The 24,473-nt window shown below is 67.9% G+C and carries 21 protein-coding genes; 11 read left to right on the forward strand and 10 right to left on the reverse strand.

What is annotated here, in order from left to right; all coding sequences use genetic code 11:
- Position 1: 1 nt before the first annotated feature.
- From ACZ5MC_RS04010 to ACZ5MC_RS04035, 6 genes are all read right to left on the reverse strand, one after another.
- The gene (locus ACZ5MC_RS04010; protein ID WP_306599009.1) at positions 2–1,090 is read right to left on the reverse strand and encodes an efflux RND transporter periplasmic adaptor subunit; all 1,089 of its coding nucleotides are present in this window, start codon (positions 1,088–1,090) and stop codon (positions 2–4) included.
- Positions 1,091–1,203: 113 nt separating this feature from the next.
- A complete protein-coding gene (locus tag ACZ5MC_RS04015) occupies positions 1,204–1,803 on the reverse strand; it encodes a DNA-3-methyladenine glycosylase (RefSeq protein WP_306599011.1) in 600 nt (199 codons plus the stop codon).
- On the reverse strand, positions 1,782–3,152 hold the full coding sequence (gene guaD, locus ACZ5MC_RS04020; RefSeq protein ID WP_306599012.1) for a guanine deaminase: 1,371 nt from the start codon (positions 3,150–3,152) through the stop codon (positions 1,782–1,784). Before guaD ends, ACZ5MC_RS04015 begins: the two co-directional genes overlap by 22 nt.
- Positions 3,153–3,265: 113 nt before the next feature.
- A complete protein-coding gene (locus ACZ5MC_RS04025; protein ID WP_306599013.1) occupies positions 3,266–6,007 on the reverse strand; it encodes a PEP/pyruvate-binding domain-containing protein in 2,742 nt (913 codons plus the stop codon).
- Positions 6,008–6,119: 112 nt separating this feature from the next.
- Positions 6,120–7,406, reverse strand: coding sequence for a Glu/Leu/Phe/Val family dehydrogenase (locus ACZ5MC_RS04030; protein WP_306599014.1), 1,287 nt, complete (start codon positions 7,404–7,406; stop codon positions 6,120–6,122).
- Positions 7,407–7,626: 220 nt separating this feature from the next.
- On the reverse strand, positions 7,627–8,370 hold the full coding sequence (locus ACZ5MC_RS04035) for a hypothetical protein (RefSeq protein ID WP_306602325.1): 744 nt from the start codon (positions 8,368–8,370) through the stop codon (positions 7,627–7,629).
- Here ACZ5MC_RS04035 and ACZ5MC_RS04040 point away from each other — a divergent pair.
- The 6 genes from ACZ5MC_RS04040 to ACZ5MC_RS04065 all read left to right on the forward strand — a co-directional run bounded on the left by ACZ5MC_RS04040 (position 8,369) and on the right by ACZ5MC_RS04065 (position 15,436).
- Positions 8,369–8,893 carry a 23S rRNA (pseudouridine(1915)-N(3))-methyltransferase RlmH gene (locus tag ACZ5MC_RS04040; RefSeq protein WP_306602312.1) on the forward strand — a complete coding sequence of 175 codons (525 nt, stop codon included), beginning with the start codon at positions 8,369–8,371 and terminating at the stop codon, positions 8,891–8,893. The genes ACZ5MC_RS04035 and ACZ5MC_RS04040 overlap by 2 nt on opposite strands.
- 546 nt (positions 8,894–9,439) lie before the next feature.
- The gene (locus ACZ5MC_RS04045; protein WP_306599015.1) at positions 9,440–10,822 is read left to right on the forward strand and encodes a hypothetical protein; all 1,383 of its coding nucleotides are present in this window, start codon (positions 9,440–9,442) and stop codon (positions 10,820–10,822) included.
- Positions 10,822–11,289 carry a hypothetical protein gene (locus tag ACZ5MC_RS04050; protein ID WP_306599016.1) on the forward strand — a complete coding sequence of 156 codons (468 nt, stop codon included), beginning with the start codon at positions 10,822–10,824 and terminating at the stop codon, positions 11,287–11,289. Before ACZ5MC_RS04045 ends, ACZ5MC_RS04050 begins: the two co-directional genes overlap by 1 nt.
- 10 nt (positions 11,290–11,299) lie before the next feature.
- Complete coding sequence (locus tag ACZ5MC_RS04055; protein ID WP_306599017.1) at positions 11,300–11,947, forward strand: hypothetical protein; 648 nt, start codon at positions 11,300–11,302, stop codon at positions 11,945–11,947.
- A 152-nt stretch (positions 11,948–12,099) separates the two neighbouring features.
- Positions 12,100–14,961 (forward strand): OmcA/MtrC family decaheme c-type cytochrome, encoded by a 2,862-nt coding sequence (locus tag ACZ5MC_RS04060; RefSeq protein WP_306599018.1) that lies wholly within the window; start codon positions 12,100–12,102, stop codon positions 14,959–14,961.
- A gap of 109 nt (positions 14,962–15,070) precedes the next feature.
- Positions 15,071–15,436 (forward strand): ComEA family DNA-binding protein, encoded by a 366-nt coding sequence (locus tag ACZ5MC_RS04065; protein WP_306599019.1) that lies wholly within the window; start codon positions 15,071–15,073, stop codon positions 15,434–15,436.
- 36 nt (positions 15,437–15,472) lie between these two features.
- Here the strand turns inward: ACZ5MC_RS04065 and ACZ5MC_RS04070 are convergent, their stop codons facing one another.
- The 4 genes from ACZ5MC_RS04070 to ACZ5MC_RS04085 all read right to left on the reverse strand — a co-directional run bounded on the left by ACZ5MC_RS04070 (position 15,473) and on the right by ACZ5MC_RS04085 (position 18,886).
- Entirely contained in the window at positions 15,473–15,910 is a 438-nt protein-coding gene (locus tag ACZ5MC_RS04070) for an RrF2 family transcriptional regulator (protein ID WP_306599020.1), read from the reverse strand.
- A 72-nt stretch (positions 15,911–15,982) separates the two neighbouring features.
- Entirely contained in the window at positions 15,983–16,609 is a 627-nt protein-coding gene (locus ACZ5MC_RS04075; protein ID WP_306599021.1) for a Crp/Fnr family transcriptional regulator, read from the reverse strand.
- Positions 16,610–16,631: 22 nt separating this feature from the next.
- Complete coding sequence (locus ACZ5MC_RS04080) at positions 16,632–18,119, reverse strand: nitrilase-related carbon-nitrogen hydrolase (protein ID WP_306599023.1); 1,488 nt, start codon at positions 18,117–18,119, stop codon at positions 16,632–16,634.
- Positions 18,116–18,886, reverse strand: coding sequence for a TrmH family RNA methyltransferase (locus ACZ5MC_RS04085; RefSeq protein WP_306599024.1), 771 nt, complete (start codon positions 18,884–18,886; stop codon positions 18,116–18,118). Before ACZ5MC_RS04085 ends, ACZ5MC_RS04080 begins: the two co-directional genes overlap by 4 nt.
- Before the next feature lie 157 nt (positions 18,887–19,043).
- Here ACZ5MC_RS04085 and ACZ5MC_RS04090 point away from each other — a divergent pair, with 157 nt between their 5' ends.
- From ACZ5MC_RS04090 to siaC, 5 genes are all read left to right on the forward strand, one after another.
- A complete protein-coding gene (locus ACZ5MC_RS04090) occupies positions 19,044–21,134 on the forward strand; it encodes an OPT family oligopeptide transporter (RefSeq protein ID WP_464517083.1) in 2,091 nt (696 codons plus the stop codon).
- Between the two features lie 72 nt (positions 21,135–21,206).
- Positions 21,207–21,533 carry a PqqD family protein gene (locus ACZ5MC_RS04095; RefSeq protein ID WP_306599026.1) on the forward strand — a complete coding sequence of 109 codons (327 nt, stop codon included), beginning with the start codon at positions 21,207–21,209 and terminating at the stop codon, positions 21,531–21,533.
- Positions 21,534–21,540: 7 nt separating this feature from the next.
- Positions 21,541–23,535, forward strand: coding sequence for a SpoIIE family protein phosphatase (locus ACZ5MC_RS04100; RefSeq protein ID WP_464517084.1), 1,995 nt, complete (start codon positions 21,541–21,543; stop codon positions 23,533–23,535).
- 3 nt (positions 23,536–23,538) lie between these two features.
- Positions 23,539–24,081, forward strand: coding sequence for a SiaB family protein kinase (locus tag ACZ5MC_RS04105; protein WP_464517085.1), 543 nt, complete (start codon positions 23,539–23,541; stop codon positions 24,079–24,081).
- The gene (gene siaC, locus ACZ5MC_RS04110) at positions 24,078–24,470 is read left to right on the forward strand and encodes a biofilm regulation phosphoprotein SiaC (RefSeq protein ID WP_306599029.1); all 393 of its coding nucleotides are present in this window, start codon (positions 24,078–24,080) and stop codon (positions 24,468–24,470) included. Before ACZ5MC_RS04105 ends, siaC begins: the two co-directional genes overlap by 4 nt.
- The last annotated feature ends 3 nt before the right edge of the window (positions 24,471–24,473 follow it).

A 24,473-nucleotide genomic window follows, 5' to 3' on the forward strand; every position in this document is an offset into this window, starting at 1 on the left:
CTCAGCGCTCCCGGGGGATGACGCGCTTGCCCTCCTCCAGCTTGACCTCCTGGGGCACCACCAGGAGCGGGAGGTCGGCGGGGATGCCCCTGGCCACGAAGCCCACGGGATTCTCCGCCCCCAGTTCCACGGGGCGGAGCGCGGCGCGGCCTCCGTCCACGGTCCACACGAACGTCCTCCCCTGCCGGCGCACGATCTGCTCCCGGCCCAGGAAGAGGGTCTGGGCGGGGAAGGGATCGCCCATGAAGGTGATCTTGGCGCCCATGTCGGGCACCAGGATGGGGTGCCGGTCCACCAGGGCCACGCGCACCAGGACGGTGGCCTTCTGGCGGTTGGAGGAGGGGTAGATCTCCCGCAGGGTGCCCCGCAGGGGCTTCGCCCCGGGCTCGGCGTCCAGGGCGTCCACGCGGATCTCGGCGGGCATGCCCTTGCGGAGCCTGGGCAGGCCGGTCTCGTTCACCTCCACCTCCAGCTCCAGGCTGTCGAAGTCGGCCAGGACGGCCACGGCGTTGATGGCGTTGGCGCCGCCCGCGCTGCCCGGGCTCACGGTCTCGCCCACTTCGGAGAGCTTCTGGGTGACGGTGCCCGTGAAGGGGGCGCGCAGCACCATGTTCTCCAGCAGGGCGTCCTGGTAGGCCAGCTGGGCCTTGAGGGTGAGGCAGGCGGTGCGCAGCTTGTCCAGCGAGGCCCGGTCCAGCACCCCGTCCCTGGCCAGGGCCTCGCCCCGGTCCCGGTCCAGGACGGCCTGCTTGAGCTGGGCGTCGATCTGGTCGCGGGAGGCCTGCAGGTCCGGCGCCTCCAGCCGGGCGATGACCTGTCCCTTGCTCACCCGGCTGCCCTCTTCCACCCCCAGCCATTCGATGCGCCCGGGAACCTTGGCCGAGAGGGTGGCCCGGTGCCGGGCCACCAGGTAGCCGCTTGCCGTGAGCACCGGATTTCGTTCGCCGGCCTGGTACACCGTGGGTGCCGTCACCGCCAGCTTCAGCGGGGCGTTCCGGGCGGAGATGATGCCGAACACCACCACCGCCGCCAGGCCGCCCAGGAGCAGCCAGCCCCAGGGGAAGCGTTTCTTGAACACCGGTTTGGACATGGGCCACTCCGAGAGATCGAATGATCCAGGTAACAACGAATTCAGGAACCGGACAAGCGACTATCGGACCAGGGACCCCGAATGGCCTCCCAACGCGTGGATCCGGGCGACGGTCACCCGAGGCTCCTCCGCCGGCTCACCCAAGGGGTGCCCGCGGCCGCGAACCGCCAGGGCCGGTCCCGGTCCTCCGGGGCGGCGAAGTCCACCCCCACCCGGGGGCCTGCGAGGATGGCCGCGGGCGGCGTCCCCGCCAGCAGCTCCAGGCCCCCCGGCTCGTAGAAGAGCCGGCCCGTGAAGGCCAGATCCACGCCCAGGGCCTGGGCCACCTTGCCGGGGCCCGTGAGGAGGGCGGGGCCCTTCAGGTGCCGCCTCCGCTCCAGGACCGTCTCCAGCCCCTCCACCGGCTCGCAGCTGCGGATGAGCACGGCCTCGGCCCGGTCCGGGGGGCCGGTGACGACGTTGAGCATGTGGTGCATGCCATAGCAGAAGTAGACATACGCCCGCCCCCCGGCCTCCCACATGGGGGCGTTGCGGGGGGTCCGGCCGGAGCGGGCGTGGCTGGCCGAGTCCCCCGGCCCGCCGTAGGCCTCCACCTCGGTGACGCGCAGGGTCACCGGGCCCAGGCGCAGGTGCCGGCCCAGGAGGTCCCGGGCCACGACGTCCACGGCGCGCAGATAGAAGGAGGCGGGGATCAGGCTCCCAGGGCGTGGCATCGGCGGCCCCGCACGTAGGTGGCGCGGATCATGGTGGGGTCGGAGCGGTACAGGAGCCGGGAGAGCACCTCGGCGGCGGGTTCCGAGGCGCGGACCGGGGCCGGGTCGACCCGCCGGGGGTCCACCACGATGAAGTCCGCGTCCTTGCCGGGGTCCAGGCTGCCGGTCCGGGCCTCCAGGCCCAGGGCCCTGGCGCCGTGGAGGGTGGCCAGGTGGAAGGCCTCCACGGGCGTGACCGGTTCGTCGGGCTCCAGGTCCAGGGCCTCGGCGAGGCGCGCTCGCAGGGCGGGGTCGAGCCCCTCCACCGCGTCCAGGCGCAGGCCCTGGAGCCGCGCCACGGCCCACCGGGTCTTGGAGGCGTTGCAGGCCGCCGCCATCTCGCCCCACATGTCGAGCCTGGGGCCGCCGCCCACGTCCGTGGCCAGGCCCACGGAGAGGCCCTCGGAGAGCCAGCGGCGCAGGGGCATGATGCCGCTCTTGATGAACTCGTTGGAGCGGGGGCAGTGCACGACGGTGGCGCCGGCCTCCCGGATCGCGTCCCGCTCGGAGCGGGAGAGGTGGATGCCGTGGCCCAGGAGGGTCCGGGGCCCCAGCATGCCCGCGGCCGCGTAGACGCCGGTGTAGTCCGCCGCCTCCGGGAACAGCTCCCGCACCCGCTCGATCTCCCCGACGCTCTCGCTGATGTGGGTCTGGATGTAGGCGCCGTGGCGGTCCGCGGCCTTCGCCAGGCCCGTCATGAGCTCCCGGGAGCACACCGGCGCGAAGCGGGGCGTGAAGGCGTAGCCCAGGCGCCCGCCGTCCCGGCCGTGCCAGGTCTGGCACAGCTCCTCGCTCTGGCGCAGGGAGGTCTCCGTGTCCTCCAGCAGCGACTCGGGCGTGTGCCGGTCCATCATCACCTTGCCCAGCACGCCGCGGATGCCGCAGCGCTCGGCCTCCCGGAAGGCGCGGTCGGCGGCCTCCTGGTGCACCGTGAGGTAGACCACCGAGGTGGTGGTGCCCAGGGCCAGCTGGCTGCGGAAGTAGTCCCGCGCGGCCCGGCCCGCCACCTCCGGGTCCCGGAACCGGGACTCGGCCGGGAAGATGTGGGTCTCCAGCCAGGGCAGCAGCTCCAGCCCGTCCAGGGCCACGCACTCGAACTGGGGCAGGTGGGAATGCAGGTCGATGAGTCCCGGCAGGATCCAGTGGGGCCGCAGGTCCATCACCTCGGCGCCCGGATGGGCCGCCTCCAGGGCCTCGAAGGCCCCCAGGTCGACGATGCGCCCCGCCTCGTCCACGAGCAGCCCGCCGTCGACAAACTCCTTCAGGCGCGCAGGGGCGTCGGGGCTCAGCAGGTGAGCGCGGTACAGCACGTGGGTATCTCCGGAAGAATGGCCGACGGTCGGGTCGACGCAAAACAGCAGGAAGATATCACGGATCATCGGGGTTGATCAAATCCTGCCGAGGAGCCGAGGTTCGCCGAGGGTTAGTGTTCGCTTGCGCTCCGGATGTAGCCGAGCGCCCGGTCGGTGTTGCCGTCCATCACCACCTCCAGGCGGCAGCCCGGGAAGGCCTGCTCCACGTCGATGACGCGCACGGCCTTCTCCAGCCGCACGTGCTCCGGCAGGAACTGGGTCAGGACACTGGGGCTGTTGGCCAGGAAGTCCTCGTTGAAGAGGTTGCCCTCGTCGTCGGGGTAGAGGGCCAGGTAGTGGATCTTCGCCTCCACCAGGTCCTGGAAGAAGTGGGTGCCGAAGGAGAGGTCGGGGACGTAGTTGCCCTTCTTGCGGGCGATCTCCACCAGGAGCGACGTGTTGTTGATGCCGGAGTAGGTGATGCCCACGCCCAGGGTGACGTCGCCCCGGCTGCCCCAGCGGCCGGGGCCCATGAGGATGAACTTCCGGCGGGGCAGGATCCCGTTGAGGCGGTTCACGGCGTCGGCGATGGAGAGGAGGTCGGCCAGGTCGGGGATCTTGCGGTACTCCTCGGGGTCCACGTAGACGATGTAGCGGATGTCGGGCACGTAGCCGTTGGTGATGAACTTGGACGCGGAGAAGATCTTGTGGTCGAAGGGCACCTTGGTGGGCATCTGCATGAGGCCCTCCTCCTCCATGCGGCTCTGGGGGCGGCACTGCAGGAGGTAGAGGTTGGCGCCGTCGTGGGCGAACTCCATGTCCACGGCCGTGCCCAGGGCCTCCTGGAGGATGGCGAGGATGGCCCGGATCTGGGGCACGAAGTCCGTGCGCTCCACCAGGCCCGCGAAGGTCACGACCAGGTCGTCCTTGGCGGCGCTGACCATGCCCTTCATGGGTTTCTTCAGGAATCCGTCCTCCAGCACGGAGACGATCTGCTCCAGGAGCGGGTAGTCGTCCCCGGCCTCCTTCAGCAGGTCCTCCACCGCATGGGTCTCGAAGCGGCCCGTCTCGAGGTTGATGACGTCCATGTGGCTCTGGGCGTAGTGGGTGACCTGCTCGGGGGTGACGTTCACGCGGATCTTGGGCTGGCCGGGGCTCAGCATGAAGGGGAAGTCGTTGCCCAGGCGGTCCACGGCGCGCGTGCCCAGGCCCGCGACCATGCGCACGATGCCGTCCTCGCGCTTCAGGCGCGGGGACCAGCGGTACTCGTTGTGGCTGAAGGCCACGCCGGCAAAGGCCGGGAAGAAGTACGTGCCCACCTGGCGCCCCACCACCTTCTGGATGATGATGCCCATCTCCTCCACGAAGTCCAGGAGGCCGCGCTCGGCGCGGTACTGGATGGGGTCGGGCCCGAAGACCGAGGCGTACACCTCGCACACCGCGTCCATGAGCGCCTCCAGGCGGTCCTCGCGGCTGCCCACGTTGGCCAGGAAGAGGCTGCGGTACTTCCCGGAGAAGGCCATGCCCTCGCTGTCCTCCAGGAGGCTCGAGGAGCGCACGATCACGGGCCCCTCGCCCAGGTCGTCCATGGCGAACTGGATCTGCTGGTACATCTCGGGCGAGAAGAAGGAGTTCTTGAAGGCCTGCTCCAGGTAGGGGAAGGTCTGGCGCACCTCCTCCACGGGGCTGAACTTGAGGCTCCACAGGTCCTCGAGGCTGTTGTGGCGCAGGAAGTTGTAGATGCCGTCGGAGGTTATGTACCAGGTCTTCGGCGTCTTCACGTTCTCGACCATGGCGTTGCCGCTGCCCAGGCGCTTGAGGATGCGCGCGCCCAGGATGAGGCCCGCGGCCTTGCCGCCCAGCTTGCCGTTGCCCTGGGCGGGGCCCACCACGTGGTTGAGGATCTTGCCGAAGTCGTAGACGGAGAGGTGGCGCTTGGCGATGCCGATGAACTTCAGGTTCTCCGTGAGGAAGCGGCGGATGAGGGCCACCCGCACGTTCTGGTCGTCCTGGCTGGCCAGGGCCGGGACCGCCTCGTCGGTCTCGCGGCAGAAGCGGTCCACGATCTCGGTGATCTCCACCAGCGGGATGTCCCGCTTCTCCGTGGCGATGGCGAGGAAGCCCAGCTTGTCCTGGCGCATCCACTGCTTGAGCAGGGCCGTGAGGTCCGCGTCCTGGAACACGATGGAGGCGATGTCCTCGATCTCCCTGAACGTCTTGACCATGGTGGCCATGTCCCGCTTGGGCAGCGGGGCGTTGGAGCCGTGGGAGGAGGCCTCCCCCTGGGCGTAGATGGCCGGGTCGAACAGCGCGATCATCTTCTGCACGCCGGGCACGCCCACCTTGGTGGCGTGGTTCATGAGCCTACGGATCAGCCTGTGGTGCAGGGCCGGGTCGATCTCCGTGAGCAGGTCCAGGATGTAGCGCCACTCGGGTTTCTGGGCGGGCGCGGGCGGAGCCGGCGGCGGCACGTGCTCGCCGCCGTGCTGGGCGATGCGCACCTCCGCAAGCTGCCCCAGCTTCTGGGCCGTAAGGTCCACCAGCTTCTTCTGGTCCAGGTGGAAGGGGTTTCCCGGCGCCCGGGACGAGCGGTTCTCCAGGTAGACCACCTCCACCTCGCCCAGGGTCTCCCCCCGCACCACGATGGGCGCCCGGAGGGTCCAGGGGCTCGGCGTGAACCCCTTGGTCTCGAAGCACTCGCCCCAGAAGTGGATGCGCGCCTGGCAGACCTCCTCGTGCTTGAACCCCTTGGGCAGGGCCTCGGCCACCACCTGGAGGATCTGCGTGAGGGAGAGGTCCTCGCGGGTCAGGAGCGCCGCGATGGCGAAGATGGCCTGGAGTTCCCGGGACTGGCCGAAGTTCTTTTCGTTCATGGTTCCCCTACGGATGGGCGTGATCCGGCCATTATCTCCGGGATGCCCGCCCGCACAGAAAAAAACCGGCCCGCCGAAAGCGGGCCGGTCTGCCGGAACGTCTTGACCGGGACTACACCCAGCCGCGCAGGTGGCTGGCTTCGGCCACGCGCTTGATGCTGATCATGTAGGCGGCGTCGCGCATGTAGACCTTCTTCTCGCGGGCCAGGGCGGAGACGGCCTTGAAGCCGTTGGTCATCTTCTGGTCGAGCTTGCTGAGGACTTCTTCCTTCTCCCAGAAGTAGTTCATGTTGCACTGCACCTGCTCGAAGTAGGAGCAGGTCACGCCGCCGGCGTTGCAGAGGAAGTCGGGGATCATGAAGATGCCCTTCTGCTGGATGACGACGTCGGCTTCGGGGGTGGTGGGGCCGTTGGCGCCCTCGGCGATGATCTTGACGGAGGGACGGATCTTGGCCACGTTCTCGGCGTTGATCATGTTCTCCTGGGCCGCGGGGATGAGGACGGTGACGTCCTGCTCGATCCAGGCGTCGGCGGCCAGCTGCTCCCAGCCGTTGGCCTTGGCCTTGGCGGGGTCGATGGTGCCGAACTTGTCGATGGAGGCCATGAGCTTGTCGAAGGCGATGCCGTCCTTGCAGCGGTAGGTGTAGGGCACCTTGTCGGTGTTGTCCCAGCAGGAGATGGCGATGACCTTGCCGCCGTACTTGGTGAAGAGGTCGAGGGAGTACTGGGCCACGTTGCCGGCGCCCTGGATGGAGGCGGTGGCGCCCTTGATGTCCAGGCCCATCTCCTTCATGGCTTCGCGGACGGTGTAGATCACGCCGTAGCCGGTGGCCTCGGTGCGGCCCAGGGAGCCGCCCATGCCCACGGGCTTGCCGGTGATCATGCCGGGGAACCGGCCGCCGTTGAGCACTTCGTACTCGTCCATCATCCACAGCATGTGCTGGCCGTGGGTCATGACGTCGGGAGCGGGGACGTCCTGCAGGGGGCCGACGTTGCGGGACACCTGGCGGACCCAGCCGCGGCAGATGAGTTCCTGCTCACGGTCGCTCAGCTCGCGGGGATCGCAGATCACGCCGCCCTTGCCGCCGCCCAGGGGGATGTCCACCACGGCGGTCTTCCAGGTCATCCAGGTGGCCAGCGCGCGCACGGTGTCGATGGTCTCGTGGGGGTGGAAGCGGATGCCGCCCTTCGCGGGACCGCGGGCGTCGCTGTGCTGCACGCGGAAGCCCTTGAACACCTTGACGGCGCCGTCGTCCATGCGGACGGGGATGTTGAAGTGGAACTCGCGGGCGGGGCTGCGCAGGAAGTCGCGGGTGCCCTGGTCCAGACCAAGCTTCTCGGCCACGGCATCGAACTGCTTCTGGGCCATTTCGAACGGGTTGAAGGCTTTCTCAGCCATAAGACGACTCCTCGGAGAGTGTGTGGGTTTCCGTGCCTGCCCCGCAGGCCCATGGTTCCTAGGCGTGACAGCCTAACGCAGTGACTATAGCTCCCTTATTCCGGGTTGATAGAGGGTGGGGGGAAGTACGTGACTTTCGGCACTGGAACGGCGTACACACGGAGGGCCCGCTGTTCCAGGACCGTCACGGTCCTGTGACAAACGGGCCCCCGGAGACGGACTACTTGGCGGGCGGAACGGCCTTGGCCAGGGCCCTGGGCTGCACGAGGTAGTGGATGTAGATGATGCCGTAAGTCTTGTCGGCCTTCTGGCGGGCGGTCATCTCGATGATGGGCTTGCCCTGGAAGCCGAGGACCAGCGCGGTCTCGAGGTTGTTCTTGGGATTGGGCGTGGCCTTCATGAGGGCCACCTCGCTCCACAGCTCGGCGGGCACGCCCTTGAGGAGGCGGTAGATGCCGGCGTTGTACATGGGGCGGAGCAGGGGGCCGTTCATGGCCGCGAAGGCCTTGGGGTTCTCCTTTTCGCCGGGAAGCTTGTCCACCTTGAGCAGGTCGACGCCCTGCATTTCGGCGGGCAGGGCGGGGATGGCCTTGGCGGAGAGCTTGTCCATGGCCGCCTGCATCCCGGCCATGCTGACGCCGGGGGCGAGGTAGCCCAGGTTCTTGGCCTCCTCGGCGCCCAGGCCCTTGATCTCCTCGTCGGTGAGGGTCAGGTCCATCTGGCCGGCATGATTGTGGAACCACCAGGCGTTGCCGTAGAGGCCGGCGAGATCCTGGGGGGCGATCACGGGGATGTCGGCGAAGTCCTTCCGGACCGCGATGTACTTGAAGTGGGCCAGCAGCTCGTGGGGCTCTTTCGCGGCCATGGGAGCGGTCTTGGGGATGGTGTCGGCGGGCTTGGAGTCGCATCCCACGATGAGCGCCATGCCTGCGATTGCGGGAATCCAGACGTTTTTCAGAAACATGAAACCTCCAAATGGAACTGGTAGATTATGGGAGGTATCGATCTTCTTTTCCAGCGGGATTCCTTTGTATCCGATCCGACTTATAGCAATTGGGCGGCCCAAGGGTGGGCCCCTCAGGGACTTGGAGCAGCACTACCGCACCCTGCTGAAAGCCTATGCCCGCCTGGATGTAGAGGAACTGGCGGAGGGCCGCGGAGACCCCGCGCGCCAGCTGAAGGATGAGGGGGAGCGCCTGCGGGCCCAGCTCGCGACGGTCCGGTGCCCGGTCCTCCTGAGCGCCGAGGGCCCCCCCCGCACCTCGGAGGACTTCGCCCGGTGGCTGGGGGCCCGCATGGACCGGGGCGAGAGCCTGGCCTTCGCCATCGGCTCCAGCCACGGGTTCGACCCGGCCCTCAAGGCCGAGATCAGGGAGCACCTGAGCCTGAGCCCCATGACGTTCCCCCACGACCTGAGCCGGGTGCTGTTCCTGGAACAGGTGTATCGCGCCTTCTCCATCCTCAAGGGCACCAGCTACCACAAGTAGGTCACGGACCGGACGGTATGCCTGTTGATGCATGTAGTATTTATTGGAATTAGGATTCCACGACCCTTTAATAAATAGACCGCTATAAGCCGTCATATGCAGGCCACCACTGCATCTAGCTTGCAAATCAAAATGCAAGCCAAACAATCGGAAAAAAAAATTTTGTGAGCAAGGGAACTTTTCCAGATCTAGGTTCCCGGCCAAATCCGACCAGATCGACGCCTGTTTTTTACTATTAAAGACCATAAAATCTGTTTTCAAATCAGGGAACATGGGGAATTGAACCCCAATAATATCGAGGAAAAATCGCCTCTATTTCAAATAACAGAGTGACTTTGTCAGGTTTTTCTTTCCTTGCGGGCCCCCTGGGGACTCCGTAGCATTTCTCAAAACAGATCTTCGGACCCAGCCATCTGGTTTTCCGATTCCCAATCAGATGCTTCGAAACATGTCATTCCATCTTCAGTGGAGGAGGTCCTCAATGCGCACGCGATCCATGGTCAAAGCGACCGCACCGTTGCGCGGGATTGTGGATGGAGGTCGGTCATGAGACACCGCACCCACATGGCCCTGCTCGCCACCCTGATGACGGCCACGGCCTTCGCGCAGGACATCAACGTCTACAGCACAACCATGGCCCAGAGCTGGAAGCAGGACACTCCCGGCTTCGACAAGACCACCCTCATGCCGGTCACGGAATTCCTGGGCATCGACGCCAACCACCTCGGCACGGACGCCCTGTCCCTGCACCTCTACGGCTGGGGCCGGACGGACCTGAAGGACCAGTCGGCCATCGGCGGCAAGAACGCCGGCGACCTCACCTACGGCTACCTCCAGTACAGCTTCGACCGCGCCAACGCCGAGATCAAGGCGGGCCGGATCGTGGTGAACCAGGGGATCGGCAACGAGATGGTCGACGGCGTCTCGATGCGCACCGACCTGCGCAACGGGTTCACCTTCTCCGCCTTTGGCGGCCAGCCGGTCATCTTCAAGAACCACAGCGGGCTGCCCCAACTGGACCAGTCCTTCCAGCGCGATTTCATCGTCGGGACCCGCCTGGGCTGGCGCATGGCCAAGCTCGGCGAGATCGGCGTCTCCTACCTGCAGGACGGCACCACCGCGGCCAAGGATCTCCCGGTCCCCAACCCCATCGACTACACCCGCCGCCAGGTGGGCGCCGACATCACCCTGGCCCCCGCGGCCTTCCTGGACTTCAGCGGCCGCACGGTCTTCGACGTGGCCAAGCACCCCGACGCGCTGCCAGGCCAGGACCGCTCCTCTATCGCCGAGCACGACTACAAGGCCACCGGCAAGATCCTGGACAACCTCTCCGTCACCGGCAACTTCGTCCAGCGCAACTTCTACGCCTACTACGCCGGCACCAACCTGCCCAGCCTCTTCAACCAGAACGAGAAGGGCAAGTTCAGCTCCAACGGCATCTCGGCCAGCTGGAGCCCCCTGGCCTTCCTGAACCTGGTCGCCGACCTGCGCACCACCAAGCGCGAGACCTACGGCAACACCACCCGGGCCGGTCTGGATGGGCGCCTCACCTTCGCGGCCCAGCACCTCGTCCTGGGCGGCGGCTACCACAAGGTGAACGCCTTCAAGGTCAAGCTCGTGGATTCCCTGACCCCCGCCTACAGCGTCTCCCACAGCGAGATGCGCGGCTGGGCGATGTATGAGAAGGGCAACTTCTCGGCCAGCCTGGACGCCATCCGCCTCCACTACAGCGGCGCCGAGGTGAACCCGAACCTCAACCACAAGGCCATCGAATCCGAGATCGTGGGCTCCCTGGGCTACCAGGCCACGAAGAACTTCAAGATCTCCGGCGACATGAGCTTCGCGGACACCCCCCTCTACAAGAAGCAGGTGATGGGGCTCCTCCGGGCCGACTTCCGCTTCGGCTTCGCCGGTAAAGGAGGCAAGTGATGTTCAAGAAATTCGCCCTCATCGCGGCGGGCCTGGGTCTCGGCCTCCTCACCGCCTGCGCCCTGGTCTCGCCTGAAGCCAGCTTCGCGCGCACCCACCCCCAGGAGCTGAGCGCCGGCCGCCCCAGCTGCACCGAGTGCCACGGCACCGAGCGGGTCAAGAGCACCCAGAAGACCTTCGCCTCGCTGGACCACACCACCACGTTCGTGAAGGACCACAAGGTCCAGGCCACCCAGGACGGCGCCACCTGCGCCTCCTGCCACGCCCAGTCCTTCTGCTCCGACTGCCACGGCGGCAAGACCGCCATGCTGCCTTCGGCCAAGCTGGGCAACCGGCCCGACCGCCTGTCGCCGCACCGGACCGGCTACCTGACCATGCACCGCATCGACGGGAAGGTTGATCCCACGGGCTGCTTCAAGTGCCATGGCCGCGCCAACAACGAAAAGTGCACCGCTTGCCACAAGTAGGGGTCTGATCATGAACAAAACCTTGATTGCAAAGACCTTCTTCGCGGCAATGGCGGCGTTGGCCATCATCGGTTGCTCCAGCACCGCGGCCGACAAGGCGGCGACGCTGAACCCGGCCACGGGCGCCCATCCGGCCACCTGGCAGGCCACCCACTGGTCCGAGTACCTGAAGAATCCCGACGGCTGCAAGCCCTGCCATGGCTCCACCACGGACACCGCGGCGGCGGGCGGCACCTCCGGCGTCAGCTGCTTCGGCTGCCACCACCCCAACGGCCCCCACCACCCCGCCGGTTGGGCGAACCCCTCCCAGCATGGGCGGCTGGGCGCCCAGGGCGCCCCCAACGGCGCCACGTTCCTCCAAGGCAAGGGTTTCGCCTCCTGCACGCCTTGCCACGGCTCGGACTACACCAACCCTGTCGGCATCGCTCCTTCCTGCAAGGCCTGCCACACCAAGGCGCCGCACCCCAGCAAACCCTGGCAGAGCGGCCTTTCCCCGTTGAACCCCAACCACGACAAGACCGATTACGCGAACGCTTCCGAGTGCGTGAAATGCCATGCCCTCGGCGCCAATTCCGATATCACGCCCCAGCCCCCCGCACCCGCGGGAACGACACCCGGCTGCTTCAACGGAACGCTCTGCCACACCACCAAGTTTTAATTTCCAGACGGCCACCGCGTCGTTTTGAAGCAACTGATCTGTCAGACCACCACGGGAGGTGCACGACTTGACACATACGCGACGTCAACCCAATCACTGCCAGCTCCAAGCAAGGCAATTTTGCGCAAATGCTAATAAAAGGAGGAAGTAGCATGGAAATGAAACCTCTCAAGAGGTTGGGCACCCTGGTCGCCACTGCGGCCATCGCCCTCGCCCTCATCGGCTGTCGCGGTGCGACAGGCGCCGCCGGCGCCAATGGCGTCAACGGCACCAATGGTACCAATGGCACCAACGGCACCAACGGCTCCAACGGCACCAACGGCACCAACGGCACCGGCCCCCAGGTGCTCGCCGCCAACCTGACGCCCACTGAATGGAGCGACCTGGCCCTCCAGGGCACCATCACCAGCGCGACCGTCACCAACGGCAAGCCCGTCATCAACTTCAAGGTGACCGACAACAACGGTACCCCCGTGGTCGGCCTCGGCTTCACCTCGAAGGCCTCCAACGCCCTCGCCGCCAGCTATCCCAACTTCGGCTTCACCATCGCCAAGCTGGTGCCCGGCACCGCCGGTTCCCCCAGCACCTGGGTGAACTACGTCGTCACCACGATGCCCACCACCACCACGGCTTCGGTCCCCGGCAAGCCTTCCACCGACAGCACCGGCACCCTCGTTGACAACGGCGACGGCAGCTACGTCTACACCTTCTACCGCGACATCACCAAGGTGCAGGCTGCCTTGGACGCCTTCACCTACACCGGCAACAACAGCCGCGCCGACCTGGGCGACGTGACCTACGTTCCCACCCTGACCCACCGCGTCGCCATCCAGATCGGCGGCAACGCCCGCGGCACCAGCACCAACACTGCCACCGGCGCCGACAGCGGCGTTCCCGCAGCCCCCATCCAGGTGGCCGCGAACATGGTCTACGATTTCGTTCCCGCCACCGGCAAGGCCGTTGCGGCCACGGACCAGCAGCGGGTCGTGACCTCCCTCGGCGCCTGCAACGCCTGCCACACGCGCCTCACGGTGCACGGCGGCAACCGCTTCGACCCCAACTACTGCGTGATCTGCCACACGGACCAGCGCAAGTACACCTACGGTGAGGCCTCCTCCACCGTCGTGGGCGCCACCGCGACCGTGCCCGCCCACCTCAAGTTCACGGGCAGCACGATGAAGGTCCGCGGCCTGGCCGTGGCCGACTTCCCCGCGTTCATCCACCGCCTCCACATGGGCGAGGGCCTTGTCAACGAGGGCTACAACTACGCCAACGTCCTGTTCAACGAAGTCGCCTACCCCATGGACCAGCGGAACTGTGTGCAGTGCCACAGCGCGTCCACCGGCGCGGCCCAGGGCGACAACTGGAACACCGTCCCCAGCCGCACCGCCTGCGGTGCCTGCCATGACGCAGTCGACTTCGCCAACGGCGTCAACCACGCCGCGCTCGCCGACGATTCCCAGTGCACCCAGTGCCACACCCCCGGCGGCATCAAGATCAACCACACCCCGGTCGTGGCTCCCAACGCCAACAACGGCTATCTGGCCGCGCCTCCTGCCGGCTCCCAGCCCCGCAACAACAACACCAACGCCTCCTACGTGGCCGGCTACACGGGCAACCTGCCCGCCGGTGCCTGGATCCCCACCTGGGAACTCAAGTCGGTCATTCTGAACGCCTCCAGCCAGCCCGTGTTCACCTTCCGCTTCATGGTTGACAAGCAGGACGGCCAGGGTCCCAAGGCCCAGACCATGCAGACCTATGCGGCGGGCACTGTCACGGAGATGTTCGCCGGCTATGTCGGCAGCCCCAGCATCTACCTGGCCTTCGCGATTCCCCAGGACGGCATCGCCGCCCCCGCGGACTACAACGCCACGATCAGCACCTACCTGAAGCGCGTCTGGAACGGCACCGCCACCGGCAACGCCGTGGGCACCCTCTCCGCCACCCCCGACGCCAACGGCTACTACACCCTCGCCCTCACCGCCGTGAAGGTGCCTTCCACCGCCACCATGCTCACCGGCGGCATCGGCTACACCTACGGCGTGAACACGGACGTCACCAAGGACACCCAGCCCCTGACCCAGACCGGCGTCACCGGCTACGCCTACGACCCCGCCACCAAGCAGGGCGGCCTGTCCGTTCCCGCTCCCAACGTCTGGAAGATGGTAGCCAACGGCTTTGATGCCTCCGGCAAGGCCGTGACTCCGGCCAACGGCAGCACCGCGCTCTACGCCCAGGTTCAGCCCCGGCGCGCGATCGTCACCAATGCCAAGTGCAACGCCTGTCACGCCGCCCTCGGCATCTTCACCGAGAAGGTGTACCACGCCGGCCAGCGCAACGACGCCCCGACCTGCAACTTCTGCCACAACCCGAACAAGGCCAATGCCTATGGTTGGGCCGTGAACATCAAGGACGCCGTCCACGCCATCCACGCCGCCGACAAGCGGGTCAACAAGTTCAGCTGGGAAGTCGCCTCCGGTGACTACTACTGGAACGTGACGTACCCCGCGATCCTGAACAACTGCGAAGCCTGCCACGTGCCCGGCTCGTACGACTTCGGTGGCACGGCCAACGCCGCCGCCATTCCCAACCTGCTCTACTCCACGGCCATGGCGGGCACCACCACCGCGCCCACCACGCCTGCCGCCACCCCCACCATCGTTGTGGGTGACGGCGTCGCCGAGCCCCTGTCCTGGCAGAACAACTACTGGGCCCCCGGCATCGCCCCCAACACCAGCTACGGCCTCGTGTTCCAGACGAGCTTCAAGGCCGCCGACGTTACCGCGAATACCTACTCCACCCCCGCGGATACTCGGAACCTGGTCCACTCGCCCGTCACTGCCGCCTGCTGGTCCTGCCACGACAGCAAGACCGCCACGGCTCACATGCTCGCCAACGGTGGTTCGATCAACGAACCCCGCGCGACGGCCATGCTGAAGTCCGAGCAGTGCACGCTCTGCCACGCCGCCGGCAAGACCGCCGACGTCAGGGCCGTCCACATGAACTTCAAGTAACGTCCATGCCGGGGCAGGGCCCACCCTTCCCCGGTGCTTCGATCTGAATGCTAAGATGGCCCGGGCGCCCCAAGGCTCCCGGGTCATCTTGCTCATCCGGAGGAACCGAATGAACCGCAGCACCCTGAAGACCGCCCTCGCCGCCCTTCTGATCCTCGGGTCCGGCACCGCCGTGCTGGCCCAGGACGATGACCAGCCGCGGGCGCCCAAACCCCGGGCCGCCAAACCCCATCCCAGGAAGAAGCCCGCGAAGCCCATCGGCAAGCAGGTGGACATCAACAGCGCCAGCAAGGACGAACTGCAGAAGGTCCCCGGCATCACGCCCGACCTGGCCTCCAGGATCATCGCCGGAAGGCCCTACGTCACGAAGTCCCATCTGGTCGAGAAGAATGCCGTGCCCATGGGGGTCTACCTCGCCATCAAGGACCGGGTCTTTGTGAAGCAGAACATGAAGGTTGCGCCCAAGGGCAAGTAGCAGGATAGGGCTCCGCACCGCGAGGCGCGGGGCCCTCTACTTCTTCGCGGCCGTGAGTTCCCGGTGCTGCTGCATGTCGAGGATCTGCAGGTCGCGGATGGTCACGTTGGTCATCGACGCGTCCATGTGGGCCTTGACCTCGTTCCACGCCTTGTGGAGGGGGCAGGGGTTGTCCACGTTGTCGCAGTGGGCGAAGCCCATGACGCAGCCCGACATGGTCTCGATGCCCTCCAGGGCAGCCACCACCTCGCCCACGGTGATGTGGTGGGCGGGACGGGCCAGCCGGAACCCGCCGCGGGGACCCCGCACGGAGTGCAGGATGCCCTCCTGGGCCAGGGACTGGAGGATCTTGGCCAGGTAGGGGCCGGGAAGGTCCAGGAGCGAGGCCAGGTCCTTGGCCAAGCTATACGTTCCATCCTCGGGCATCGCTGCCAGAGCCCTGAGTGCGTAGCCGGTTGCCGTCGAGAAGAGCATGGCGAATCCCTGTTTAATTAAGGATAGGCTTGTCTTCTTAAAAAACAAATGAATTAATGAACGTTACACATCTTATTTCCTGGACAGGGTCGTTCCCTTCACCTGGAGAACACCCTGGTCCTGCAAGGTTCTGAGGCTCCTGGACAGGGTTTCCGGGGTCATGCCCAATTGAGCCGCCAGGGTCTTTTTTGTGACCGGAAGCACCATGGAGCCGCCGGCGGGCACGTGCTCCCGGATCCACGTGCGCAGGCGGTCCGAGCTGTCCGAGCCCGTGAGCTGCTCCACCTTGCGGGTGAGCTTGCGCAGCCAGACGGACTGGGCGTGGATGATGGCCAGGGCCAGGTCCGGGTCCTCGCGCATGGCCGCCATGAACGGAGCCTTGGGAAAGTGGTAGACCCGGGAGGGCTTGACGGCCGTGGCGGTGGCGGGGAAGACCTCGCCTCCGAACATCGCGGCCTCGGCGAAGCTGTTCACCGGGGTCACCACCGCCAGGGTGGGGTGGGAGCCGGGGGTGTCGCCGCTGCGGGTGAGCTGGATGGCGCCCTCCACCAGGACGTAGAAGCCCGTGCAGGGTTCGTTCTCCAGGAAGAGCATGGTCTCGGGGTCCAGGATGCGGGAGGTGGCGAGGCGTCCTACCCGTTCGCGCTGGGCGGGTTGCAGAGTGCGGAAGAGGGGGGCGGCGGACCAGGGCGGGATCATGGGACCAGGATAGTCAGTGGGATCAATTCAGTCTCGTTTCTCTTTTATTCCGGGCGGCCAGGGCGAAGGCCACGGTCAGCACGCCGAGGATGCCGGGGGCCAGCCAGGGGCTGCGGGCGGGGGTGGCGATGGGCCGCCAGGCGAGGTGGAGGCTCCGGGAGGCCTCGGTCATGGGCTGGCCCCAGAGCTCCCAGGAGCCGTCCGCCCGGAAGAGGCCGGACTTGCCCGTGAGGGTGGCGCGCAGGAGCGGCAGGCCCGCCTCCACGGCCCGCAGCCGGATCTGCACGGCGTGGAGGTCGGTGGCGACGCTGCGGTCGAACCAGCCGTCGTTGGTGTGGTTGGTGAGCAGCTGGCCCCCGGCCAGCGCGACGCCCTTGGCCACGCGCTGCTCCAGCAGGGCCTCGCTGCAGATGAGGGGATGGACCGCCAGGGGGCCCTGGGGGGTGGGGAAGCGGAAGCTGGAGTCGGGTCCCAGGGTGCCGGCCTCGGCGGAGTAGAAGCCCAGCTGGCGGTCCAGGAAGTCCCGCACCGCGGGGGGCCCGGGCATGCGCTCCCCGAAGGGCATGGGCAGCACCTTGGCCTGGATGAAGCTGGGCTGGCCCGCGGCCTCGCCGCGCACCAGGTTGAAGCGCCCGCCCTCGGTGCCGTAGAGCCAGGCCACGCCGCGGCTCCGGGCCTCCTGGGGGAGGCGGCCTCCGGGGGCCCGGTCGTCGCGGCCCAGGACGGAACTCTCGGGCCAGAGGACCAGGGTGGCGAAGGCGGGGCGGGGCAGGCCGGCCCGGCGCAGCTCGGCGTCGGTGCGCCGCCACATGTCCGCTTCCATGCCCGGCATGCGTTCGCCGGGGGGGTAGTTGGGCTGGATCATCACCACGTCCAGGGCCAGCTGGGGGCCCCGGGGCAGGTAGTGCCAGGCGGCGTTCAAGGCGCCCAGGAGGAGCAGCAGGGCGGCGGGGGCCGCAAGGACCCTGCGGGGACCGGCGCCCTTGGCGGACTGGAACCCCGTCCAGGCCCCCAGTCCCCACAGGAGGGCCACCAGGCCCTGGGCGCCCAGGAAGGCGGCGCTGCGGGCCATCCAGGGCACGGCGCCCAGGGGGGAGGCGAAGCTCAGGTCATAGATGTGGAAGGCGTAGGTCTGCCACACGGCGATGCCCAGGCCCGCGGCCAGGGCCCCCGCCAGGGGGCTGCGCCGCCGGGCCCAGCGGGCCAGGGCGGCCACGGCCAGGAGGCCCGCGGCTTCGTAGGCATAGAAGAGGCCCGCCACGCCCAGGGCCGCGGCCATGGGCATGGGGGCCTTGGAGTGCATGACCTCGGGCACCCAGTGGAAGCCGCCGATGGTGCCGGCCAGGAGGCCCAGGTACACCCAGCCCAGGCGCCGCCCGCGGCCCACGGCGGCAAATACGAGCGCGGGCAGGAGGAAGGCGGCGCAGGCCTCCAGGTAGCCCCGGCCGGAGGCCATGGGGAAGCGGTTGGCGGCCAGGTAGGCCAGGGCGATGAGGAGGGCGTCCTTCATCGGCCCAGGCCCGCCCGGCGGGCGGTTTCAAAGCAGGCGATGCCGGCGGCCACGGCGGCGTTCAGGCTTTCCACCCCGAGGATGGGGATGGCCACGCGGGTGATGCCGTCGGGCAGCTCCGCTCCGGTGAACCCGTGGCCCTCGTTGCCCACGAGGATGCGCACCCGCCCCGCCAGGGGGGCCCGGTCCAGGGGCAGGGCCCCGGGGGCGCCGTCCAGGGCGAGCCAGGCGCCCTCGTCCAGGTCCAGGGTCTCGCGCCGGCGCAGGGGCATCAGGAAGGCGGCGCCCATGCCGCCCCGCAGGGCCCGGGGGGCGAAGGGATCGGCGCAGCCGGGGCCGAGGATGGCCTCCTGGAAGCCGAAGGCCGCGGCGCTGCGGAGGATGGCGCCCAGGTTGCCGGGATCCTGGATGCCCCAGGGCACGATGACCCGGGCGGGCAGGGGGCCTTCCGGGGCGGGTTCCAGGGCGGCCAGGAGGGCGTGCTCGGGGGGGCTGCCGGCGTCGGCCAGGTCCCGCATGAGCTGCTCGCCCAGGACGCAGACCTCCACCTTCAGGGCCCGCTCCAGGGGGTGCGGCCGGGCGCCCTCCAGGCGGAGCCAGGTGACCGGCCGGAGCCGGCCGGATTCGGGCCCCGCGGCCCAGGCCTCGATGAGCTTGGCGCCCAGCAGGAGGGTGTGGGTGCGCTTCGCCCCTCCCGCCGCGGGGAGGGTCCGGAGCGTCTTGAACCTGGGGTTGGCCCGGCTTGTGATCAGGTTCTCTTTTTCCATGCCTTCAAGCCTAGCCGGAAGGATTCCATAGGACACTTCAAAGGAACAAGGCAGAATCTTACCCATCGTCCAATTTGTCGCGCCGAGTACCAGCGGCCTGTCGCAAGCCTAAGTGGAGGGGGAACTAATGCAACCCTATGTCTCATCCGAGCAGAACTTGAGGGAATTCTCCCTCCGGGCGGTGCTCATCGGCCTGGTCCTGGCCGTCGTCCTGGGCGCGGCCAACGCGTACCTGGGCCTGAAGGCCGGCATGACCATCGCGGCCACCTATCCGGCCGCGGTCATCTCCATGGCCCTGATCAAGCTCATGAAGGGCACCATCCTCGAAGAGAACATGGGCCGGACCGTGGGCAGCATCGGGGAATCCGTGGCCGCGGGCGCCATCTTCACCATCCCGGCCTTCGTGATCTCCGGCATCTGGCCGAAGTTCTTCTCGCTGACCAACTACTTCACCTCCAGCGCCATCATGTTCGTGGGCGGCACGCTGGGCATCATGTTCGTGGCCCTGCTCCGGCGGGTCATGGTCGAGGACGCCGAGCTGCCCTACCCCGAGAGCGTGGCCGCCGCCGAGATCCACAAGGCCGGCGCGCAGGGCGGGGGCGGCACGAAGATCCTGTTCACCGCCATGGGCGTGGGCGCGGTCATCCAGGCCCTGGTCCAGGTGCAGCTGTTCGCCAGCACCTGGCAGTGGTTCGTGTACTTCAAGCAGAACAGCTTCGCGCTGATCGCCAAGGGCAAGGCGGCGCTGGCCCAGGGCGGCCTCTACCTCACGGCCCCCGGCATCAGCCCGGCCTACATGGGCGTGGGCTACATCATCGGGCCCAAGCTGGGCGCCCTGAACTTCGCGGGCGGCGTGATGGCCTGGGGCCTCATGGTCCCCCTGATCATCTATTTCATCGCCCCCTACTCCATGCCCGCCGACGCGACCATGGCGGACTGGTTCGCGCTGTCGGCGGCCGTCTGGAAGTTCATCGTGCGGCCCATCGCCATCGGCGGCATGCTCATGGGCGCCAGCTTCACCCTCTTCAAGATGCGCAAGAGCCTCACCACCGGCCTGGCGCGCTCGGTCTCGGACGTCAAGAAGGCCGCCGCGGGTGGCCATACCGTCGACCGCGTCAACCAGGACTTGCCCTTCTTCTGGGTCATGATGGGCATCCTCTTCGCCGCCGTGGCCACCTTCCTGATCACCTGGCAGATCTTCCACGTCGGCTTCATGGTCTCGATCGTCGCCGCCCTGGTGATGATCATCGTGGGCTTCTTCTTCTCGGCCATCAGCGGCTACCTGGTGGGCATCATGGGTTCGAGCAACAACCCCATCTCCGGGCTGACGCTGTCGGCCCTGGTGGTGACCGCGCTGGTGATGGTGGCCCTGGGCGTCAAGGGCAACGCCGGCGTCGCCGCGGTGCTCGGCGTGGCCGCCATCGCCTGCGTGGCCACGGCCGTGGCCGGCGAGATGCTGCAGGACCTCAAGGTCGGCTACATCCTGGGCGGGACTCCCTGGCGCATGCAGATGGGCGACATCCTGGGCGTGGGCCTGGCCGCCGCCGTCCTCTTCCTCCCCCTGATGATCCTGCACGAAGGCGACATCAAGAAGGCCGCCGAGACCCAGATCGTCCAGCTGGAGGCCAACCACGTCTCCTCCGTGACCTACCTGGACAAGACCTACAGCATCAATGAGCTCCGCCAGCTCCCCGCCGACCAGAAGAAGGTCGTCATGCAGCTCGACGCCGGCTTCGGCAGCCCCAACATCCCGGCCCCCCAGGCCGGCCTGATGGCCATGCTCAGCCGGGGCATCGTGGAGGGCAAGATGGCGTGGCCGCTGATCATCGTGGGCATGCTCATGGGCTTCGCCTTCATCCTCATGCAGGTGCGCAGCCCCATGCTGGTCAGCGTCGGCATGTATCTGCCCCTGGGCACCACCTTCGCCATCTTCCTGGGCGGGTGCGTGAAGGGCGTCGTGGACATGGTGGCCGAGCGCAAGGGCCTCAACGCGGCCCAGAAGGTGCGCGTGGAGAACTCCGGCGTGCTGGTCGCCGCGGGCCTCATCGCCGGCGAGGCCCTGGTGGGCCTGCTCTTCGCGGGCATGACGTTCTTCGAGGTGAAGTACATCATCTTCGCCAATCCCCCGGCGATCACCTTCCTGGTGAGCCTGGCCATCCTGGCCGGCATCGCCGTCTACCTGGTGAAGCTGCCCATGAACAACGCCGGCGCCGCGGACGAGCCCGCGCCCCCCAGCGCGAACTTCTAGCCGTTCCGTTCTTCCCCCGCGGGTCCCGGTTTCCGGGACCCGCGGCCGTTGAGGAGGTCTCCATTGGGAGGCATGAGCACCGCCGAGATGATGACCAGGGTTCCGGAACGGGCCGTGGAGCATGAAACGAACGAGGAGGGCCGCGTGGTCCTCCTCCGTCCCAAGTTCCTCAGCCCCCGCCTGGGCTGGTTCCAGAAGCTCCTGCCCCGGCCCGTCTTCCGGGTGAAGCTGGACGCCACGGGGTCCTTCATCTGGGAGACCCTGGATGGCACCCGCACGGTGCGGGACGTGTGCGAGGCGGTGCGGGAGCGCTTTGGAGCCGGGGCCGAGCCGGTGGAGGAGCGGACGGTGGCCCTGGTCTTCCAGATGGCCTCGGGGGGGTTCATCAGGTTGCTATAGTGTCTTCATGAACCTCGGCAGCCTCAAGGTCCGCTCCATCCTGACGATCCTCTCGATCTACCTGGCGGTAGGGGTCGTCACCGTTCTCGCCTTCCTTTGGGCCGCCCAGGGAATTTCCGGGGCCTTCGGCCAGCGGTTCGCGGAGAAGAACGCGCAGCTGGAGAAGGAGCGCCTCATGGGCCCGGTGCGCCGGGAGGTGGCCCTGGCCCGCAAGCTGGCGGACTCGGCGGCCCTGCGCGGCTTCTGCCGGGCCGAGGGGGATCCCGGGGCCCGGGCCGCGGGGCTGGCGGAGCTGGAGAGCTTCCGCCGGGCCTTCGCCGACCAGAGCTGCTTCTTCGTGGTGGCCCGGAGCCGGCACTACTACTTCGGCGATCCCGCCGCTCCGGCCAGGGCCCCCCGGTACACGCTCGAGGCGGGGGCGGTGAACGACCGGTGGTACTTCGAGGCCCTGGACAAGGTGGACGATTTCGCCCTCCACGTGGATTCCAGCGTGCCCCTGGGCGTGCTCAAGGTCTGGGTCAACGTCGCGGTGAAGGACGGCGGCCGGAAGGTGGGCCTGGCCGGCACGGGCGTGGACCTCTCGGCCTTCCTCAAGGCCCTGGTCCAGGGCTCGGACCGCAGCGCCCAGACGATCATGGTCGACCCGAAAGGCGTCCTCCAGGCCCACCCGAGCATCCGGTACATGGACTTCAACGCCCGCATGAAGGACGAGTCGCGCCGCATGACGCTCTACCAGCTGGTGGATTCCGAGGCCGGCAGGAGCCTGCTGCGGGAGCGCCTGGATCGCCTGGTGAAGGGGGACTCCGCCCTGGAGTCCTTCCAGATCAGCGTCGAGGGCCGTCGCTACCTGGCCGCGGCCCTGTTCATCAGGGAGATCGACTGGGTGACGATCACCCTCGTGGACCCCTCCCAGGTGATGGGCCTGCGCAGCTTCCTCCCCATCCTGGCCCTCCTGGCCCTGAGCCTCCTGGTGACCATCGCCCTGGTGTCCTGGCTCCTGAACCGCATGGTGCTCGAGCCCCTGGCGCGCCTGACCCGGTCCAGCCGGGAGATCGCCGCGGGCAACTACGGGATCACCCTGCCCGTGGACCGGGACGACGAGATCGGCCGGCTCACCCGGACCTTCAACCACATGGCCGCCACGATCCAGGACTACACCTCCAACCTGGAAGGCCTCGTGGAGGAGCGCACCCTGGCCCTGACCCAGTCCAACAGGAAGATCCTGGACAGCCTGGCCTACGCCCACCTGATCCAGGAGAGCATGCTGCCCAAGCCCGCGGACCTCTCCCGCCACATCCCGGACCACTTCGTGCTGTTCCGCCCCCGGGACATCGTGGGCGGGGACTTCTACGCGTGCCTCCCCGACGAGCGCGGCTTCCTGCTGGCCGTGGGGGACTGCACGGGCCACGGGGTGCCCGGGGCCTTCATGAGCATGAGCGCGGGCGCCATCCTCAGCCAGCTTGTGGCCAAGCTCGGCTCGGCGGACCCCGCCCTCATCCTCAGGGAGATGAACGGGGCCCTCAAGCGCCTGCTGCACCAGGGCAACGGTGAAGCCGCGCCCCGCGGCGGGATCATGGACAACGGCCTGGACCTGGCGCTCCTGAAGGTGCTGCCGGACCGGGTGGTGTTCGCCGGGGCCCGCCTGCCGCTGTGGACGCTGGGGCCCGGGGAGGAGGAGCTGACCGTGCACGCCGGGGACTCGCACAGCCTCGGGTACCGCCGCTCCCGGGAGGACTTCCCCTTCCGGAACCAGGAGCTGCCCCTGGCGCCGGGCACGGTGCTCTACCTCTTCACGGACGGCATCCTCGACCAGCACGGGGGCAAGTTCAGCTTCGGCTTCGGCCGGCGCCGGCTGGGCAGGCTCCTCCAGGACCTGCGCGGGCTTCCCATGGCCGCCCAGGGCGAGGCCCTGGCCCAGGCCTTGGCCGACTACCAGGGGGGCAACCCCCAGCGGGACGACATCACCATCCTGGGGTTCCGCAGCGGCCCCGCCGAGGAGTAGACCATGGGCGACCTGGACCAGATACGGCATTTCCTGGCCTCCGAGGGCATCCTCATGTGCTTCAACGGCCCCTTCCGGCACAGCATCATCGAGGAGCTGGGCAGGGCGGTGCGCAGGCACCTGGAGGCCGAGGCCGTGCGGAAGGCTGCCATGGCCGACGTCTTCACCGTCTTCATCGAGGCCGCCCAGAACGTGGCCGGCTATGCCTCCCAGGGTCCCTGGACCGGCCCGGAACGGGCCCAGGCCGAGGCCGGGGTGCTGGTGATCGGCCGCACCGGCGACCGGTACCTGGTGCGGTGCGGCAACTTCATCCGGCGCCAGGACGCGCCTGCGCTCCTTGCGAGGCTGGACGCCCTGGGAAGCCTGGCCCCGGCGGACCTCAAGGCCCTCTACAAGGCGCGCCTGCGCGCCGAGCTCCCGCCCGGCGCCGCGGGCGCGGGCCTGGGCCTCATCCGCATGGCCCGCACCGCCTCGGCGCCCCTGTCCTACTCGGTGGTGGCCGCGGATGCCGGCCTGGACTTCTTCTCCCTCACGGTGACGCTATGACCCTCGAGAACCTGTCGTTCGCCGCCACCGCCTCCAGCCCCCGGGTGCGGAGCGACGCCGAGGCCGGGCTCCTCGAGCTCACCGGGGAATCCTACCCCGAGAACTCCTTCGAGTTCTTCCAGCCGATCCTCGGATGGGTCGCGGACTTCCTGGCCCGGGACGACCGCCCCCTGCACGTGGAACTCCGCCTCACCTACCTCAACACCAGCAGCATCAAGTGCATGATGGACCTGCTGGACGCCATGGAGGAGGCCCACCTTTCCGGCCGGGCCGTCTCCCTCACCTGGTTCTACGATCCCGAGAACGACAGGGCCCTGGACCTCGCCGAGGAATTCCGGGAGGATCTGGGCCTGCCGTTCCACATCGTCCCCTCGCCTTCGGAAGGATGATCG

The organism is Mesoterricola sp. JemC181 (genome assembly GCF_055384585.1).

Excerpts from the sequence above, each read along its gene's own strand:
- ACZ5MC_RS04105 (WP_464517085.1), top strand. The coding sequence starts at position 23,539 with ATGGGCGACCTGGACCAGATACGGCATTTCCTGGCCTCCGAGGGCATC.
- ACZ5MC_RS04055 (WP_306599017.1), top strand. The coding sequence starts at position 11,300 with ATGAACAAAACCTTGATTGCAAAGACCTTCTTCGCGGCAATGGCGGCG.
- ACZ5MC_RS04095 (WP_306599026.1), top strand. The coding sequence starts at position 21,207 with ATGAGCACCGCCGAGATGATGACCAGGGTTCCGGAACGGGCCGTGGAG.
- ACZ5MC_RS04010 (WP_306599009.1), bottom strand. The coding sequence starts at position 1,090 with ATGTCCAAACCGGTGTTCAAGAAACGCTTCCCCTGGGGCTGGCTGCTC.
- ACZ5MC_RS04030 (WP_306599014.1), bottom strand. The coding sequence starts at position 7,406 with ATGGCTGAGAAAGCCTTCAACCCGTTCGAAATGGCCCAGAAGCAGTTC.
- ACZ5MC_RS04040 (WP_306602312.1), top strand. The coding sequence starts at position 8,369 with ATGAAACCTCCAAATGGAACTGGTAGATTATGGGAGGTATCGATCTTC.
- ACZ5MC_RS04015 (WP_306599011.1), bottom strand. The coding sequence starts at position 1,803 with ATGCCACGCCCTGGGAGCCTGATCCCCGCCTCCTTCTATCTGCGCGCC.
- ACZ5MC_RS04070 (WP_306599020.1), bottom strand. The coding sequence starts at position 15,910 with ATGCTCTTCTCGACGGCAACCGGCTACGCACTCAGGGCTCTGGCAGCG.
- ACZ5MC_RS04060 (WP_306599018.1), top strand. The coding sequence starts at position 12,100 with ATGGAAATGAAACCTCTCAAGAGGTTGGGCACCCTGGTCGCCACTGCG.
- ACZ5MC_RS04065 (WP_306599019.1), top strand. The coding sequence starts at position 15,071 with ATGAACCGCAGCACCCTGAAGACCGCCCTCGCCGCCCTTCTGATCCTC.
- siaC (WP_306599029.1), top strand. The coding sequence starts at position 24,078 with ATGACCCTCGAGAACCTGTCGTTCGCCGCCACCGCCTCCAGCCCCCGG.
- ACZ5MC_RS04075 (WP_306599021.1), bottom strand. The coding sequence starts at position 16,609 with ATGATCCCGCCCTGGTCCGCCGCCCCCCTCTTCCGCACTCTGCAACCC.
- ACZ5MC_RS04085 (WP_306599024.1), bottom strand. The coding sequence starts at position 18,886 with ATGGAAAAAGAGAACCTGATCACAAGCCGGGCCAACCCCAGGTTCAAG.
- ACZ5MC_RS04050 (WP_306599016.1), top strand. The coding sequence starts at position 10,822 with ATGTTCAAGAAATTCGCCCTCATCGCGGCGGGCCTGGGTCTCGGCCTC.
- ACZ5MC_RS04080 (WP_306599023.1), bottom strand. The coding sequence starts at position 18,119 with ATGAAGGACGCCCTCCTCATCGCCCTGGCCTACCTGGCCGCCAACCGC.
- ACZ5MC_RS04100 (WP_464517084.1), top strand. The coding sequence starts at position 21,541 with ATGAACCTCGGCAGCCTCAAGGTCCGCTCCATCCTGACGATCCTCTCG.
- ACZ5MC_RS04035 (WP_306602325.1), bottom strand. The coding sequence starts at position 8,370 with ATGTTTCTGAAAAACGTCTGGATTCCCGCAATCGCAGGCATGGCGCTC.
- ACZ5MC_RS04025 (WP_306599013.1), bottom strand. The coding sequence starts at position 6,007 with ATGAACGAAAAGAACTTCGGCCAGTCCCGGGAACTCCAGGCCATCTTC.
- ACZ5MC_RS04045 (WP_306599015.1), top strand. The coding sequence starts at position 9,440 with ATGAGACACCGCACCCACATGGCCCTGCTCGCCACCCTGATGACGGCC.